The 16,392-nt window shown below is 58.2% G+C and carries 15 protein-coding genes; 14 read left to right on the top strand and 1 reads right to left on the bottom strand.

Annotation, left to right across the window (positions count from 1 at the left end; all coding sequences use genetic code 11):
- The first annotated feature begins 40 nt into the window (after positions 1-40).
- The 14 genes from HMPREF0574_RS04680 to gdhA all read left to right on the top strand — a co-directional run bounded on the left by HMPREF0574_RS04680 (position 41) and on the right by gdhA (position 14,091).
- Entirely contained in the window at positions 41-2,563 is a 2,523-nt protein-coding gene (locus tag HMPREF0574_RS04680) for a chemotaxis protein CheA (RefSeq protein ID WP_004007553.1), read from the top strand.
- A 6-nt stretch (positions 2,564-2,569) separates the two neighbouring features.
- Positions 2,570-3,007, top strand: a complete 438-nt coding sequence (locus tag HMPREF0574_RS04675) for a chemotaxis protein CheW (protein ID WP_004007552.1) — start codon at positions 2,570-2,572, stop codon at positions 3,005-3,007.
- 240 nt (positions 3,008-3,247) lie between these two features.
- Complete coding sequence (locus HMPREF0574_RS04670) at positions 3,248-4,375, top strand: protein-glutamate methylesterase/protein-glutamine glutaminase (protein ID WP_004007551.1); 1,128 nt, start codon at positions 3,248-3,250, stop codon at positions 4,373-4,375.
- On the top strand, positions 4,372-5,196 hold the full coding sequence (locus tag HMPREF0574_RS04665; protein ID WP_004007550.1) for a CheR family methyltransferase: 825 nt from the start codon (positions 4,372-4,374) through the stop codon (positions 5,194-5,196). The genes HMPREF0574_RS04670 and HMPREF0574_RS04665 overlap by 4 nt, the downstream gene beginning before the upstream one ends.
- A complete protein-coding gene (locus tag HMPREF0574_RS04660; protein WP_004007549.1) occupies positions 5,193-5,567 on the top strand; it encodes a response regulator in 375 nt (124 codons plus the stop codon). Before HMPREF0574_RS04665 ends, HMPREF0574_RS04660 begins: the two co-directional genes overlap by 4 nt.
- Positions 5,568-5,648: 81 nt before the next feature.
- Positions 5,649-6,113, top strand: a complete 465-nt coding sequence (locus HMPREF0574_RS04655) for a chemotaxis protein CheX (protein ID WP_004007548.1) — start codon at positions 5,649-5,651, stop codon at positions 6,111-6,113.
- A gap of 21 nt (positions 6,114-6,134) precedes the next feature.
- Positions 6,135-6,494, top strand: a complete 360-nt coding sequence (locus HMPREF0574_RS04650; protein WP_004007547.1) for a response regulator — start codon at positions 6,135-6,137, stop codon at positions 6,492-6,494.
- Entirely contained in the window at positions 6,491-6,979 is a 489-nt protein-coding gene (locus HMPREF0574_RS04645) for a hypothetical protein (protein WP_004007546.1), read from the top strand. Before HMPREF0574_RS04650 ends, HMPREF0574_RS04645 begins: the two co-directional genes overlap by 4 nt.
- A gap of 370 nt (positions 6,980-7,349) precedes the next feature.
- Positions 7,350-8,333, top strand: coding sequence for a phosphoribosylaminoimidazolesuccinocarboxamide synthase (locus tag HMPREF0574_RS04640; protein ID WP_004007545.1), 984 nt, complete (start codon positions 7,350-7,352; stop codon positions 8,331-8,333).
- Positions 8,334-8,390: 57 nt separating this feature from the next.
- Positions 8,391-8,651, top strand: coding sequence for a phosphoribosylformylglycinamidine synthase subunit PurS (purS, locus tag HMPREF0574_RS04635; RefSeq protein WP_004007544.1), 261 nt, complete (start codon positions 8,391-8,393; stop codon positions 8,649-8,651).
- On the top strand, positions 8,648-9,352 hold the full coding sequence (purQ, locus tag HMPREF0574_RS04630; protein ID WP_004007543.1) for a phosphoribosylformylglycinamidine synthase subunit PurQ: 705 nt from the start codon (positions 8,648-8,650) through the stop codon (positions 9,350-9,352). Before purS ends, purQ begins: the two co-directional genes overlap by 4 nt.
- A 68-nt stretch (positions 9,353-9,420) precedes the next feature.
- A complete protein-coding gene (purL, locus tag HMPREF0574_RS04625) occupies positions 9,421-11,751 on the top strand; it encodes a phosphoribosylformylglycinamidine synthase subunit PurL (protein ID WP_004007542.1) in 2,331 nt (776 codons plus the stop codon).
- A 111-nt stretch (positions 11,752-11,862) separates the two neighbouring features.
- Entirely contained in the window at positions 11,863-12,465 is a 603-nt protein-coding gene (locus HMPREF0574_RS04620) for a redoxin domain-containing protein (protein ID WP_004007541.1), read from the top strand.
- 285 nt (positions 12,466-12,750) lie between these two features.
- Positions 12,751-14,091 (top strand): NADP-specific glutamate dehydrogenase, encoded by a 1,341-nt coding sequence (gene gdhA, locus HMPREF0574_RS04615; RefSeq protein WP_004007539.1) that lies wholly within the window; start codon positions 12,751-12,753, stop codon positions 14,089-14,091.
- A 167-nt stretch (positions 14,092-14,258) separates the two neighbouring features.
- Here the strand turns inward: gdhA and HMPREF0574_RS04610 are convergent, their stop codons facing one another.
- Positions 14,259-16,370 (bottom strand): hypothetical protein, encoded by a 2,112-nt coding sequence (locus HMPREF0574_RS04610; protein ID WP_004007538.1) that lies wholly within the window; start codon positions 16,368-16,370, stop codon positions 14,259-14,261.
- Positions 16,371-16,392 lie beyond the last annotated feature (22 nt).

Genomic DNA, 16,392 nt, shown 5'->3' with positions numbered 1-16,392 from the left:
AGACGGTGCCGCAGGCGCCACTTATTTGGGAGGTCGCTTTATGGGCGAAATGGATGAAATTGTCCGCGAATTCCTGGTCGAGTCCTATGAGAACCTCGATCAACTCGAGCAAGACATGGTGTCTTTGGAATCCGAACCTGGTTCAAAAGAACTCCTGTCTTCAATTTTCCGGACTATTCACACGATTAAAGGCACGTCAGGATTCCTGGCGTTCAACCGGCTTGAAAAGTTAGCCCACCGCGGTGAGAACTTGCTTTCCGAGCTGCGCGACGGCGTACGTGAGATGGATCAAGAGACCGCTGACGTGCTGCTGCTGATGGTAGACCGCATCCGCAACATTATGGGTTCGGTGGAAGAAACCGGTCAAGAGGGCGACGTGGATATTGAATCCGTTATCGCTCAGATTGAAGCTATTCAAGGCAAGACGTCGAGTGCGCCGCTACCGGCTGCCGATGGTATGGCAGGCGAACCGGCTCCGGCTGAGGCTGCTGCCCCGGCTGCGGATGCGCCGGTGGAAGTCCCATTCTTGACTAATGTTGCTGATGAGAACGGCAACGTAAACTTGGGCGAGGACTTGGCGTCCGCGCCAGCTGCCCCGGCTGCGGATGCGCCGGTGGAAGTCCCGTTCTTGACAAACGTTGCTGACGAAAACGGCAACGTAAACTTGGGTGATGGCGCTGCTGAAGCTGCTGCCCCGGCGCCTGCCGAGACCGCTGCCCCGGCAGCTCAGGCTGCCCCGGCTGCAAAGCCGGAGCCCCCGGCACCGGCAGCTCCGAAGTCCTCGCTGCGCGCCGCCAAGAAGGACGATGCGAAACCGGCAGAACACGGTTCGTCCCGTTCCGCCGCGGACTCTTCCATCCGCGTGGATGTCGACCTGCTGGACGTGTTGATGCGCGAAGTGTCCGAGTTGGTGTTGGTGCGTAACCAAATCGTGCGCCTGACCGATTCGATGACCGACATGAACCTGGTGCAGTCATCCCAGCGTTTGTCTATCGTTGCCACCGAGCTGCAAGAGGGCATTATGAAGACCCGGATGCAGCCCATTGAGCACCTCTGGTCCAAGATGCCGCGCGTGGTGCGTGACTTGGCGAAGCAGACTGAAAAGAACGTGCAGCTGGTCATGATTGGCGGGGACACCGAACTGGATCGGTCCCTGCTGGAAGCCATCAAGGACCCGCTGACGCACATGGTGCGTAACGCGGTCGACCACGGGGTGGAATCGCCCGAGGCGCGCAAGGCTGCTGGTAAAGACCCGAAGGGTACCGTCACCCTGAAGGCTTACCACGCCGGTGGTCAGGTTGTAGTTGACATTATCGACGACGGTGCGGGTATCGATCCGGTTGTGGTGGCAAACAAGGCTCTGGACAAGGGTCTGGTCACCCAGCAGCAGCTCGGCGAAATGAGCGACAAGGAAATCTTTAACCTGCTGTTCCTGCCGGGATTCTCGACTGCAAAGAAAGTTTCGAACATCTCCGGTCGTGGGGTCGGCACCGACGTGGTCAAGACTTCCGTCGAGGCTATTGGCGGTACGGTCGATGTGGAATCCGAGTTGGGCAAGGGCTCGACGTGGCGGATGCGCATCCCGCTGACTTTGGCGATTCAGCCTTCTTTGACGGTTGAGTCCCACGGTGAGCTTTACGCCATCCCGCAGGTGTCCCTGCTCGAGTTGGTCGTGCTGGATTCGTCCCGCAAGGAAACTTCCATGGAGTATGTCAACGCCTCGCCGGTGTACCGCCTGCGTGGCATGTTGCTCCCGCTGATTCGCTTGAGCCACGTGCTGCACCCCGAGGAAGCCAGCGACCGCGGTTCCGAAGCCAACGGCGTGATTGCCGTGCTGCAAAACGATGATCAGCGGTTCGGCTTGGTGGTCGACAAGGTCATCAACAACGAAGAAATCGTGGTCAAGCCGCTGTCTTCGAAGCTCAAGTCCATCGGTCTGTACGCGGGCGCGACCCTGCTGGGCGATGGTCGCGTCGCGTTGATTCTGGATATTGGCGCGGTGGCGCGCAAGTCCCTGACTGGCGCGACTACTCAGGCGGCGCAAAAGGCGCAGATGGATGCGGAAGCCGCGCAGGCTCGCAGCTCCGAGATGACCGGTCAGGCTTTGGTGGTCGGGATTGGCGATGGTCGCCGCGTGGCGATTCCGCTGGCTGCCGTTACCCGTTTGGAGCACATCAGCGTCGAGGCAGTGGAGCGCGTGGGTGGTCGCGAGGTTATCCAATACCGGGGTCAGATTCTGCCTATCGTCCGTCTGGATCGCCTGCTCGGGGTCATGGACTACGAAGAGCCGAAGGACTTGCAGGTCGTGGTGTATCGCCGGGGCGAGCGTTCTGTGGCTATGGTGGTTCGCGAGATTCTGGACATCGTTGCGGATGACAAGCGCAAGCACTCCAACATCGAAGATCACGGCTTGCTGGGTTCTGCGGTGTTGAAGGACCGGGTCACCGAGCTGCTGGACGTCGAACAGGCGGTTCGCGCTGCCGACCCGACGTTCTTCGACGAAATCGAAGATTTCAACGCGGAACTCGAGATGAACTCTCGTCTGGATATGGTCGGAGCGTGATGAACGATGACGCAGTACGTAACTTTCCGCTTGGACGGAGCCCTTTACGGCATTGAAGTCAACCAGGTCACCGAGATTCTGCACGGTGAGGACATCACCAACGTGCCGCTCTCGCCGACTGCCATCACCGGTCTGGTGAACCTGCGCGGACAGATTGCCACCCTGATTGACCTGCGCAATCAGCTGCACCTGCCGCCGCGCGAGGATCCCCGCGAAGCCATGATGGTTGTGGTGGTGCTGGACGGTGAGACGCTGTCGCTGATGGTGGATTCAATTGGTGATGTTCGCGAAGTCGACGAGTCTGATTTCGAGGCTCCGCCAGACACACTGGGTCAGGATATGCGCGAACTCATCCTGGGTGCGTACAAGCTGAGCGACGACCTGCTGCTGGTCCTCGATGTCGAGCGCGTGGTCGCTATCGGCGCGGAAGCCCGGGGGTCGTAAATTCGTGCCGTAATCTGAGATTGCTCAATCGGAGGGGGTCACTGCGGTGGCTCCCTCCGATTTGTCTGCACAAGGACGGGTGGCGGCGATATTTTTTCGGGTGCGGCTTTTCCGGTAATCTGTACGTACCCGCGCGCGTTTCGAGTCGGGAACGTCGCAAAGATGGCCGTCCGTTGTTGGGCGAAGAACTGTAAAACCAGTTAACCTTAACAGGGAAGAATACGCAGCTGAGGAGAGAGAATGGCTGGCATTAAAGTCCTCGTGGTGGACGATTCTGTCGTGGTGCGCAAGATTGTTACGGATGCGCTCAACGCTGACCCCAGTCTGGAGGTCGTAGGTACTGCCCCGAACGGCAAACTGGCGCTGATGAAGTGGAAACAGCTAAAGCCTGATGCCATCACGATGGACATAGAAATGCCCGAAATGGACGGTATTGAGGCGGTGCGCGAGCTGCGCAAGATGGGCTGTAAAGACCCCATCATCATGTTCTCCACCCTGACCCAGCGTGGCGCGACCGCGACTTTGGAAGCTCTCTCTGCCGGCGCTACGGACTACGTGACGAAACCGGCTAACCAGGGTTCCGTCCAGCAGTCCATTCAAAGTGTGCGGGAACAGCTGGTTCCTATCATTTTGGGCTTGCTGCCCAGCAAAGTTCGCGCGATTGGGGCGGTCTCTGCCAATTTGTCCCCCGAGGCGCGCGCCAATATTTCTTCCGTGCCGACCATGTTTGCCGGTCCGCTCAAACTCCACGACCGTACGGGTATGCCGGACAAGCCGATTCGTATCGTCATTCTCGGTTCTTCCACCGGCGGTCCCGAAGCTTTGACCAAGGTGATTTCCGGATTGAGCCGTCCCATGCCGATTCCGATGGTCATCACCCAGCACATGCCCCCGGTGTTTACCACCCAGTTGGCGGCGCGTTTGGACAAGTTGACCTCCGCGACGGTGCAGGAGGCTTCGGAAGGCATGATGTTGGCGCCGGGTCACATTTATCTGGCGCCGGGTAACTTCCATATGACTTTTGCCGGCAATGCCGGGGCTCCACGCGTGAAATTGACCCAGACCCCGCCGGTAAACTTTTGCCGTCCTTCCGTGGACGTCATGTTTGACTCCGCGGTGAATCTCTATGGTGGAGATATGTTGGCAGTCGTGCTGACCGGCATGGGTCAGGACGGCAAGAACGGCTGTGGCAAGGTTTTGGAAGCAGGAGGACGCACCCTGGTGCAGGACGAACAGACTTCTGTGGTTTGGGGGATGCCGGGGGCGGTAGCTAACGCGGGCTTTGCAGACGAAATCCGACCACTAGATGAGATTGCCACCCAGATTCAGCGCCACGTCCAGGCTTATGCTCCGGAGGCCAGACGATGAGCCTGACCCGCCAAACATTTGATTATGTGGCGGGATTGGTAAAGCAACGCAGTGCTATCCAACTTCCCGCCGGAAAGGAATACCTGGTGGAATCCAGGCTGGTTCCTTTGGCACGGGAAGCCGGATTTACTGGCGAAACTGCGGTGGACAAGTGGATTCAACAGGTTATCGCGACCCACCGGGCTGGGGACCTGCAAGATATTGCGGAAGCACTGACCACCAACGAAACCTCGTTTTTCCGTGATGTCACCCCGTTTAAGGGCTTGACCGAATCCGTGATTCCCGGCTTGGCTGAGGCTGGTCACCGTAACCTCTCGATTTGGTCCGCGGCTTGTTCCACCGGTCAGGAGCCATATTCCATTGCGATGAGTTTGCTGGAAATGCCACAGGCGCCGAATTTTTCCATTGTCGCCACGGATATTTCTCGGGCAGTGTTAGCTAAAGCGAAACAGGGTTTCTACACTCAACTGGAGGTAAACCGCGGTCTGCCGGCGCCGATGCTGGTGCGTTACTTTGCTCGTGAGGGCGCCAACTGGGTCATTAGCCCGTCGCTGCGGTCGCGGATTAATTTCCAGGAACACAATCTGTTGTCGACCCCGCCCAAGGGTGGTCCTTTCCATATTGTGTTCATCCGTAACGTTTTGATTTATTTTGATATCAACACGAAGCGTGAGGTCTTGCGTCGCGTGGCGCACTCGATGGTGCCCGGCGGCTACCTGTTCTTGGGGGCGGCGGAAACCACCATGGGGATGGATCCGGTATGGGAGCGTGTGACCTTGACGAGTGGCGCGGTCTATAAGTTGAAAGGGGCCGGGAAATGAAAGCATTAATCGTTGACGACTCCCGTGCTATGCGTAAAATCATCGGCGGTATCCTGCGCCGGGAAGGATTTGAAGTCCTGGAGGCCAACGATGGGGAACAGGCTATGAAAATCTTGCATGACCCTGCCACGGGACGTGTCGATTTGGCGACAATCGACTGGAATATGCCGGTGATGAACGGGCTGGAACTGGTGGTCAATATCCGCGCAGAAAAGGAACTGCGCAATATCACGTTGATGATGGTGACCACCGAGTCGGAGCACTCGCAGATTGTGCGTGCCTTGGCGGCGGGGGCGCACGAGTATCTCATCAAGCCTTTCACTCCCGAAGCCGTCAACGAAAAGCTCATGCTGTTGGGGTTGGGGACTTGAGGAACTGTCAGACCCTGCGGGACGGTCGGTGAAACCAAATGCCCGGAGTCTGTCGTCAGTAAGGAACACGAGGAGAGCAAAATGGACCAGGAAATTCGCGAGGCGGTGTTGAACATTGCGAACGACGTTTTCTATGCCCTGATTGATAAACGCGAAGGCACTGTGAGGGAATGGACCGAAGAAATCGAGCCTTTTCAGGATCCGATTTATGCTTGGATAGAATCTCAAGGGGATAAGCAGCTGCGTGTCATGCTAGCGATGGAAGACTCCACAGCCAAGGACCTGACCAGAGCCATGTACCTCCTGGGCGAAACTGATGAAGTGACCGAAGAGGACCAGCGGGACGCTTTTGGAGAAATCGTCAATGTGATTGGCGGAAATATGAAATCAATCGTGGAAGATTCCGGAAACCTGGTTCTTCCCAAAGTTGAAAAAGAAAAACCGACTGACCAGGATTCACCTTTAGTTAGCGTAAACCTCAACTGGAAAGGCAAATTCCTGGTAGTCTCGATAAGTGACCTTAATACCCCGCGAGACGCGGCTTAAGGGTGAACACGGAGGTAATCGATGCGTATTATTGTTGCCGACGATTCGCGAGTGATGCGACAAATCGTGGTGCGTACCCTGCGCCAGGCGGGATTCGACTGGGAAGTCATGGAGGCCGAGGACGGCGCTCAGGCTTTGCAGTTGGCGCTGTCAGAATCCCCTGACTTGGTGCTGTCTGACTGGAATATGCCAAATATGCTGGGTATTGAGATGCTGCAGCAGCTGCGGGCGACGGGGTCAAAGATTCCGGTCGGGTTTGTGACTTCCGAGGGTTCCCCTCAGATGCGGGAAATCGCACAACAGGCGGGTGCGAACTTCCTGATTCAAAAGCCTTTTGATGCCGCCACCTTCAAGTCAATTTTAGGAGCGTTCAACCGATGAGTGCCACCCCTTTGCCTACCGCGAAAGAGATTCGCGACCTGTTTGAAATGCTGTTAGGACGCAGCGTTGAGGTTTCGCCGGACTACGAAATTCTCAAGCCGGATGAGGAATTCGGCTGCTGCGTGGCGTTCTTTAACGATGCGATGAATAACGTCTGTGCCGCCTGCATTATGGACCTGGATTTGTGTGCCTATGCCGGTGCTGCCCTGCAGCTGATTCCCGCTGCGGGGGCACAAGACGAAATCAACAACGGCACCTTGTCGGACAGCTACATTGAGAATGTCTACGAAATCCTCAACATTTTCTCGGGTCTGTTGAACAAGGACGATGCCCCTCACGTCACCATCGGTTTGATGTACACTCCCGGCGAGGAACTGCCCGGTAACGAGTACAAGATGGTTACCTCGTATGTGGAGCGTCGCGATTCTGTCCTCGACATCGAAGGTTACGGCAAGGGTCGCTTCGGCGTCATGTGCTTTAACTAGCGATTTCCCGCTGGGGGTTTAGCCCAGCTGATTCTTTTTACGTTTTTCCCCCGGCTGCGTGCCGGGGGAAAAACGTTTTAACCTGCAATGCCCTAGTTGCGCCAAGACATTAATAAGTTTTATTCCGGGTTCAGGGTGTGCGTGGATTATAGGGTGAATATAGGGCAGTAGCTGCCAATAATGGCAGCTACTGCCCAAATCCCACCTTATATTCACACCCCAGCACGTATCCTCCGGTACTTCCGACCAGTTATCCCCGGATTTTGCCGGCGTTTACCGACTCGCTGTCTGCGCTCGCGGCAGAATCGAGCTATCCGAACCCTTGCAGGGTGGTTTGAGGGCGTTGGCGCTTGTGTGAAAGAATGAACGCATGGCTGAACTTGTAGCTCCAGATTATGTTCCCAGCGACGTTCTCGAGCACCCGGTGACTGAGATTCCAGACATTCCAGGGTGGAAAAAGGCGGCAGCAGGCAAAGTCCGGGAAATCTTTATTCCCGAAGACGCTGCCGGAATCGCTACCGCGGATCGTTTGATGTTAGTGGCGACCGACCGGATTTCAGCTTATGACTTTATCCTCGATACCCCCATTCCCGGCAAGGGAGCGGTGTTGACCCAACTGTCTCGCTGGTGGTTTAACCAGCTAAACGGCTTGGTGGACACGCACTATTTGGGCGTTGACGTGCCGGCAGAAGTAGCGGGACGAGCGATGATTACCCGGCGACTGGAGATGTATCCGGTCGAGTGCGTGGCTCGTGGATATCTGACCGGTTCAGGATTAGTGGAATACAAGCAATCTGGTGGGGTGTGCGGCATTGCCCTGCCGCCGGGGCTGCGGGAAGCCTCGAAACTGTCCGAGCCGATTTTCACCCCCGCAATTAAGGCTGAACTGGGCGAACATGATGAAAATGTGTCCGCTGCCCGCATCGCCCAACTGCACGGACGGGCGGTGGCAAAAAACCTCATGGATTTGACGTTGCTGGTGTATCGCAAAGCTGCCGAGATCGCGGCGGAACGCGGGATCATCCTGGCTGACACCAAGTTTGAATTCGGCGCGTTGCCGGGACATTACGTTCACGGCGACACCGTCAGCGACGGATCTGCCTCTTTTGTGCTGGGAGACGAAGTCATCACCCCGGATTCCTCGCGCTTCTGGCCCGCCGACGCTTGGGTGGAGGGGCAGGTCACCCCCAGTTTCGATAAGCAGTACGTGCGAGACTGGTTGACAAGCCCCCAGTCGGGTTGGGATCGTCACGGCAGTGCCAAACCGCCAGCTTTGCCACCCGAGGTGGTCCAGCGCACCACCGAACGCTACCTCGAGGCGTACCGGATTCTGACCGGTCAACCTCTCATCTAAACTTTGAAACGCTTGCCGGAACCCCGGAAAGCCCCTATCCACGGAAAAGGAACAAAAATGGGAAAAATCGTTGTTGAGGTTATGGTGAAACCAGAGATTCTCGACCCGCAGGGCAAAGCCATTAAAGGCTCGTTAGCTCGCCTGGGAATCGAAAACTTTGTGGACGTGCGTCAGGGCAAACGCTTCACCTTGGACACCGCTGGTGATGTCACCGAAGCGGACCTTGAGGCGGCACGTCAGGCGGCACAGACCCTGCTGTCCAACCCGATTATCGAGGACGTTGTGGCTGTCAAAGCCGTCACGGAGGACCAAGCATGAGTGCAAAAGTTGGGGTCGTGACGTTTCCGGGGACCCTCGATGACCAAGACGCGCGCCGGGCGGTGCGGTTGGCAGGCGCCACGCCGGTGCAGCTGTGGCACCAGGATGCAGACTTGCACGAGGTTGACGCCATCGTCTTGGCAGGCGGGTTTTCGTACGGGGACTATTTGCGCTGTGGCGCGATTGCCCGTTTCGCTCCGGTGATGGAGTCTATCGTCGAGGCCGCTGGTCGGGGTATGCCAGTACTGGGGATTTGTAACGGGTTCCAGGTGTTGACTGAGGCGCATTTGCTGGATGGAGCCCTGATGCGTAACGAGCATAAAAAGTTCATTTGCCGCGACCAGGTGTTGCGGGTCGAAAACAATCACACAGCATGGACCAGCGAATTTAGCGAGGGCGAAGAAATCCTCATTCCGCTGAAAAACGGGGAGGGCAATTTCCGGGCTGACCCGCACACCGTGGAACGCCTCGAGGGCGAAGGTCAGGTCGTGTTCCGCTATGCCGGTCCGCTGGGTAACCCCAACGGTTCGCTAAACGACATTGCCGGGATTACCAATGCAAAAGGGAACGTGGTCGGCTTGATGCCCCACCCAGAGCACGCTGTGGAGCCGGGTTTCGGTCCCACTCCCGGCTCGCGCAACCGCGCCGGAACTGACGGTCTTAAGTTCTTTACTTCCGCGATTAACACGGTGCTGGTCTAAACGAAAGCCCAGGTCGAAGAACCGCGACTGACCGTACCGCCCACCCAAAACTACTGAAGGAACCACTCATGACGACTTATGACACCGTTGAAAATGCTGCACAGACCCCCGATGAGCCGCAAGATTACCGGGCGTTGGGGCTGAAAGATGATGAATATGCTCACATCAAAGAGATTCTGGGACGCCGCCCTACCGCGGCGGAGCTGGCGATGTATTCCGTCATGTGGTCCGAGCACTGCTCGTATAAATCCTCAAAGAAGCATTTGAAGGAACAATTCGGCGCGAAAACCACTCCGGAAATGAAGAAAAACCTGCTGGTGGGCATGGGGCAAAACGCCGGGGTGGTCGACATCGGGGACGGCTACGCGGTGACGTTTAAAGTCGAGTCGCACAACCATCCGTCTTTTGTCGAACCATATCAGGGCGCTGCCACCGGGGTAGGTGGCATCGTGCGCGACATCATGGCGATGGGGGCGCGCCCGGTTGCGGTCATGGACCAGCTGCGTTTCGGCGCGGTGGACCACCCCGATACGGCTCGCGTGGTGCATGGCGTGGTTGCTGGCGTGGGTGGCTACGGAAATTGCCTGGGGCTGCCCAATATCGGCGGCGAGACTGAGTTTGACCCCAGCTATCAAGGAAACCCGCTGGTCAACGCCTTGTGCTTGGGGGTGCTGCGGCATGAGGACATTCACTTGGCGAACGCGACCGGGGTGGGTAACCACGTGGTGCTGTTCGGGGCACGCACCGGCGGTGACGGTATCGGCGGGGCATCCATCCTCGCGTCCGAGTCGTTCGAGGACGGGATGCCCGCAAAGCGTCCCAGCGTCCAGGTCGGCGACCCGTTCATGGAAAAAGTCTTGATTGAATGCTGTTTACAGCTGTTTAAAGCCGGCGTGGTAGAGGCGATTCAAGACCTCGGAGCGGCGGGGATTTCCTGCGCCACGTCCGAGCTGGCAGCAAACGGAGACTCGGGTATGCACGTGGACCTAGAGAAAGTCCTGTTGCGTGACCCGACCTTGACCGCTGGGGAAATCCTCATGAGCGAGTCTCAAGAGCGCATGATGGCGATTGTTTCAGAGTCGCACCTCAGCGAGTTTGTGGACATTGTCCGCAGGTGGGATGTGGAATATGCTGTGATTGGCGAGGTCACCGGGGACGGGCGTTTGACGGTGGATCACCACGGTCAGCGCATTGTGGACGTGGACCCGAAAACGGTTGCCATTGATTCTCCCGTCTACGACCGCCCTTATGCGAAACCGTCTTGGCAAGACGCGCTGAACGCGAACACGGTGTTGGAAGCGATGGCGCGCGACGAGTTGGCGATGCCGGGGGACACCGACCCGGAGAAACTGCGCCAAGAAATCCTTGACGTGTGTGTGACCAGCCCGAACGAGGCAGCAAAGAATTGGGTGACGGACCAATACGACCGGTTCGTGCGCGGCAACACCGCTCTGTCTCAGCCGGATGATGCCGGGGTCGTTCGCGTGGTCGAAGAGACTGGGCGCGGGGTGGCGCTGGCTACGGATGCGAACGGGTGGTACACCAAGTTGAATCCTTATGCTGGGGCGCAGCAGGCGCTGGCGGAGGCTTACCGCAATGTGTGCGTGGTCGGGGCGCGCCCGATGGCGATTACCGACTGCCTGAACTTCGGCAACCCGGAGGATTCGGACGCCATGTGGCAGCTGGTGACGGCGATGACGGGTTTGGCAGACGGCTGCGCCACGCTGAAAGTGCCCGTGACCGGCGGTAACGTTTCGCTGTATAACTCGTCCGGGGACACGATGGGTCAGCCGGATTCTTCTATCAACCCGACCCCGGTGGTGGGTATGCTGGGGCTGATGGATTCGGTGACGCGGGTGGCGCCTGCCGGTTTTGTGGGGCAAGGGCAACAGCTTTTGCTGCTCGGCGCCAAAACTGCCGCGGAGCTGGACGGGTCGGCGTGGGCGCGATTCCACGGGCACTTCGGCGGGCAACCGCCGGTGGTGGATTTTGCCGCGGAACAGGCGCTGGGTGAAGTGCTGATTGCTGGCGCGACCAGCGAGGCTCACCTCGGAGCGCATGACCTGTCTAACGGCGGTTTGGCACAGGCCGTGGTAGATATGGCGTGCCGTTTTGAAATCGGGGCGCGCCTGGACTTGCGTCAGCTTGAGGCCGAAACGGGGCTGGGCGCGACGGCGCTGCTGTTCAGTGAGACGCAGGCACGAGCCGTGGTTTGTGTTCGCACGAGCCAGGTTGACGAGGTGTGTCGCAACGCAGCAGCGGCGGGCATCGGTGTGTGGCGGATTGGCGAAAGTGGCGGGCATGACCTGTCGATTACTTTCTCGCAGGGTGAAGTGAGCTTCGCGGTGAAAGACTTGGTTCACGCCAGCACCCAGGTCTTGCCCGATTTGTTCGAATAACCCTCGCGTAGAGGTAGCGAAACCGCATAAACCTGCATATTTTGCGGCTTTCGCATAGAATTACCACGTCAGTAGTTAGCGCTGACTATCAGTCCAGAGGAGATATAAGCTATGGCGATTTTGACAATTGGCGACGAGTTCCCGGAGTACGACTTTCAGGCAGTAGTCGGCGGGGTGCTCTCTGAGCTGCCCGTTAACAAGGAAGAAGACTACTTTACCAGGGTGCGCTCCGCTGACGTGCCGGAGGGGCAGTGGCGACTGTTTATCATGTGGCCCAAGGACTTCACTTTTGTGTGCCCCACCGAGTTAGCCGGAATCGCCGGAGTGTATGAGGATTTGCAGGAACGCCACTGTGACGTGGTGGCGGTGAACACTGATTCCGAGTACGTCCACCTGGCTTGGCGCTCCAGGGACGAGCTGCTGAAAAACGTCCCGTTCCCCTTGGCGAGCGACCTGACTCATGACTTCTTGAAAGCGGTCGGGGTGTTGAACCGCGATGGTGTGTGTGATCGTGCGTCGTTCTTGGTCGACCCCGATAACCGGGTGCGTTTTGTCTCGGTTGACGATGGCTCGGTCGGGCGTAACGCCGAGGAGCTGGTGCGCCAGCTCAACGCTTTGCAATCCGGCGGTTTGACTTCGTGCGGGTGGCATCCGGGCGAACCGACTCTCGATGTGTTCAAAGCGGCTACGAACATGGTGTCGCTGTCAATCTGATTTGGTTTTCATCTTCACGACCGGGGAACCCCATGGGTTTCCCGGTCGCTTTTTTAGATGGGCGTTGTGTGCGTTGTGTGCGTTTGGATCGGGCGCACCAGGGCGGTGTGGGTGGTTGCCGAGTTTTGTCCGTGTTGGTGGGGATTCGGGGTGTGCACCAGGGGGCGCCGCGACCCTCCCCAAACGCTACGAGACACGTCCAAGATGCGGAACGATTCTTTTGCGAAATGAGACAGGTGGTATATTTGGCGCGACAAAATCAATTAAACAAAGGAGCGTAAACTCGTGCATCCTAAACTAGAAAAAGTATTACAAGAAACTGCTCACCGTAACCCCGGCGAACCGGAGTTTCTCCAAGCTTTGACTGAGGTGCTCATCTCGCTGGATCCGATTATCGAACGGCATCCGGAATACGCCGACTACGGGCTGCTGGAGCGTTTGACCGAGCCGGAACGCCAGATTATTTTCCGCGTTCCCTGGGTCGATGATAATGGTGATGTCCAGGTCAACCGGGGCTACCGCGTGGAGTTCAACAGCGCGCTGGGTCCCTACAAGGGCGGCTTGCGTTTCCACAAGTCGGTGAACCGCAACATCATCAAGTTCCTGGGGTTCGAGCAAATCTTTAAGAACGCCTTGACGAACCAGGGCATCGGTGGCGGCAAGGGCGGCTCTGACTTTGACCCGCACGGCAAGTCGGATAACGAGGTCATGCTGTTCTGCCAGTCCTTCATGACCGAGCTGTACCGTCACATTGGCGACAAGACCGACGTTCCCGCTGGTGACATCGGTGTGGGTGGTCGCGAGATTGGCTACCTGTTCGGTCAGTACAAGCGCCTGACCGGCGTGCACGAAGCTGGCGTGTTGACCGGGAAAGGTCTGGGCTGGGGCGGTTCGCTGGTTCGTACCGAAGCGACCGGTTACGGACAGGTCATGTTCGCCCGGTTCATGGCAGAAGATCGCGGAGAGTCTCTGGAAGGTTTGACCTGCGCTGTCTCCGGTTCGGGTAACGTGGCGATTTACGCCATCGAGAAAGCCCAGCAGCTCGGTGCCAAGCCGGTGACCTGTTCGGACTCTGACGGCTGGGTGTATGACAAGGAAGGCATCGACCTGGACTTGCTCAAAGAGATTAAGGAACATCGCCGCGGTCGGGTTTCTGACTATGCGGCGCAGCGTCCCAGCGCGGAGTTCCACGATTCCGGTCGAGTCTGGGCTGTCCCGGTGGACGTAGCACTGCCTGCCGCTACTCAGAACGAGATTGACGAAAATGACGCGCGAACCCTGGTTAAGAACGGCTGCAAGTATGTGGCAGAGGGCGCAAATATGCCTTCCACCCCGCAGGCTATTGAAGTGTTCCAGTCCGCTCCCGACGTTTCCTACGCGCCGGGCAAGGCTGCTAACGCCGGTGGGGTGGGGACTTCCGCCTTTGAGATGGAACAGAACGCTTCGCGTTCCCGCTGGTCATTTGAATATGCCGAGGAACGTTTGGAAGCCATGATGCGCGAGATTCACAACGACTGCTTGGCGACTGCTGAGGAATACGGCAAGCCTGGCGACTACGTTTATGGCGCGAACATTACCGGTTTCCGCCGGGTCGCTGATGCCATGCTGGCTCACGGCGTCATCTGATTTTTGCCTACCTGACACGAACGACCGATTTCACTTTGGCTGGAGTCAAACTTTCAATATCCAAATCGCTATAACCTGGTAGTTTAGGAAATTGATAAAGGGTGAAAGCCCTGACTCTGGTTTGAAATCGGTCGTTCGTGCATGTATTTCCGGGGTGCTGGTGCAAATTACAGGTTTTGCAGTTGCGCCAAAGTGGCTGCGGGGGATAAATCCGAGGGGAAATTGAACCCGGCGCGGGGCGACAGCGTCATGCCCTCCCAGATGACCGGTCCATCGACCGAGGTAGAGCGTTTGTACTGCTGGGTCAGGAAACGGCGATAAAACACTTCCAGCCATTTCAGCACTTCCTCGCGGGTAAAGTATCGATCCTCGTTTTGCCCGCTGCCCTGGTAACAGCACGGAGAGCTGCCGACGGAATCCGGGCAGGTATCATCCGTACCCGCGTCGTGTGCAGCATCCGGGTCGGCGCATTCCTCGGGTTTGGTAAACGCCGCCAGCGCCAGGAACCCGACCAGGTCCGGTCCAGCCCCGCGCAGGGTGTGGTACAGGAAGAAATCATGCAACAGGTACGGTCCGATTGACCCCTCGGTCGTCTGGTGTTGCGTCTGACCATCGCTGTCATGGTCAGGAATCAGCTCCGGGGTGACATCGGTGGCGATGATGGATTCCACTGTGTCACGCAATGCTGCGGGGTTGGCGATGAGATTGCGTTCAATCAGCACCGTGGCGGCTTCGCGAATCAAATCAGGCATCATCGACTTGGGTACCCCACAGTTCACGGAATAGTGGCTCATGTGATCCCCGACCCCGTAAGTCGTCCACCCCAGCGCACTTTCGGACAAATCCCCGGTTCCCAGCACGAATCCGTGTCGCTGGTTAGCCAGGCGGAACAGGTAGTCGCTGCGTAGCCCCGCCTGTACGTTTTCAAAAGTAACGTCATAGATGGGTTCGCCGTGTCCGGCAGGATGCCCCATCGTCTTTAGCATCTCGGTGGCAGCCGGGCGGATGTCGATAAGTTCGCAGTTCACCCCCACTGCGGCAGCAAGTTTTTGAGCGTTGCTCTTGGTGTGTGCCGAAGTGGCAAAGCCGGGCAGGGTAAAGGTGAGAATTTCCGGCTTGCAACCAGCGCTGTCGCGGGTGTTTTCAAGGTGCTCCGCCGGCGAAAGCAAATCGTTGCTTTTGCGGTTCGGCTCCGCCGTTTGCCGCTCCGACTCATGCGCTAAAGCGCTGTCGCGGGCGGCAGTAGCGACCAACAGCGCCAGCGTGGAGTCCAGACCGCCGGAAATCCCCAAAATAATGTTCGCATTCCCCAGTGCCTGCAAGCGTCGCACCAGGGCATCGCGCTGTATATCAAAGGCTTCCCGCAGGTCAGCCCGGTAGCGCCGGTCAGACACGGGCACCAGGGGACGCTGCGCGGGGGGCTGCAGCAGGGTAATCTCGGTGCCCAAATCCAGGGCTACCTCGAAGCTTCCGTATCCGGTCAGCTCGGTATAGCTCGGACCGGTGTAGCGCACCGCCCGCGCCAGTTCCGGCAGCACGATGTCTGCCAGGGTCAAACCGGCTTGGCTCAGGTGCGTTTCGGCAGCCAGGACCTGACCATCAGCGGCAATGTATCCGCTGGCGCTGTAGGTCCCGTCGGTGGATGATTCGCCGTGGGAACCGATGGTTTGTACGACTGCCAGGTGCAGGTCCCGAGACAGGGTTCGGGCCGCGCGGTGCAGGTGTCGGATGGAGCCGACCGTGTGCGCTGGTGCCGCCAGGTGGGCGATGACAGTGGCGGTGGGCAGGGAATTCCCGGACATGGCAGCGCCGAAAGAGTTGCGGGTATAAAAGCTCGTCGGAGTGGGGGCGTCGTAGGTAGCCAGTCGATTCAACGAGCCGACTACGGGCACAATATGCAGCCCCGGCAGGTTCGTGGCAGAAAATCCCCAGCTCTGTTCCATGTCGTCGTGGACGTCTCCGCCCCAGATGGACACGGCGCGTGACACCCCGCCGAGTCGCGCCCCGACTATGGTCACGATGGACAGGTCCGCGGTCTGGGTCGCAATCCAATGCAGTGCTGACACGGTGGCGTTGGCGACCGCGGTGTTGGCACCCCAATCTCCGAGGGTCACGCCGGTCAGGCAGTCTTGGGGAAACACCACCAGGGCGGCGTGTTGGGCAGCGGCAGCCCGTGCCAGTTCGACGATTTGGCGGGCATTAGCGTGGGGGTCTCCCAGCTGGATGGTAAAAGTCGCGCTGGCTACGCGCGCGATTCCGTGAGCATAGATGTTATCCATGCAACCAGTTTAGTCGACCCCC

The sequence above is a fragment of the Mobiluncus curtisii subsp. curtisii ATCC 35241 genome (assembly GCF_000146285.1).
Lineage (GTDB): Bacteria > Actinomycetota > Actinomycetes > Actinomycetales > Actinomycetaceae > Mobiluncus > Mobiluncus curtisii.
This window is presented reverse-complemented; position numbering and strand designations above follow the sequence as displayed.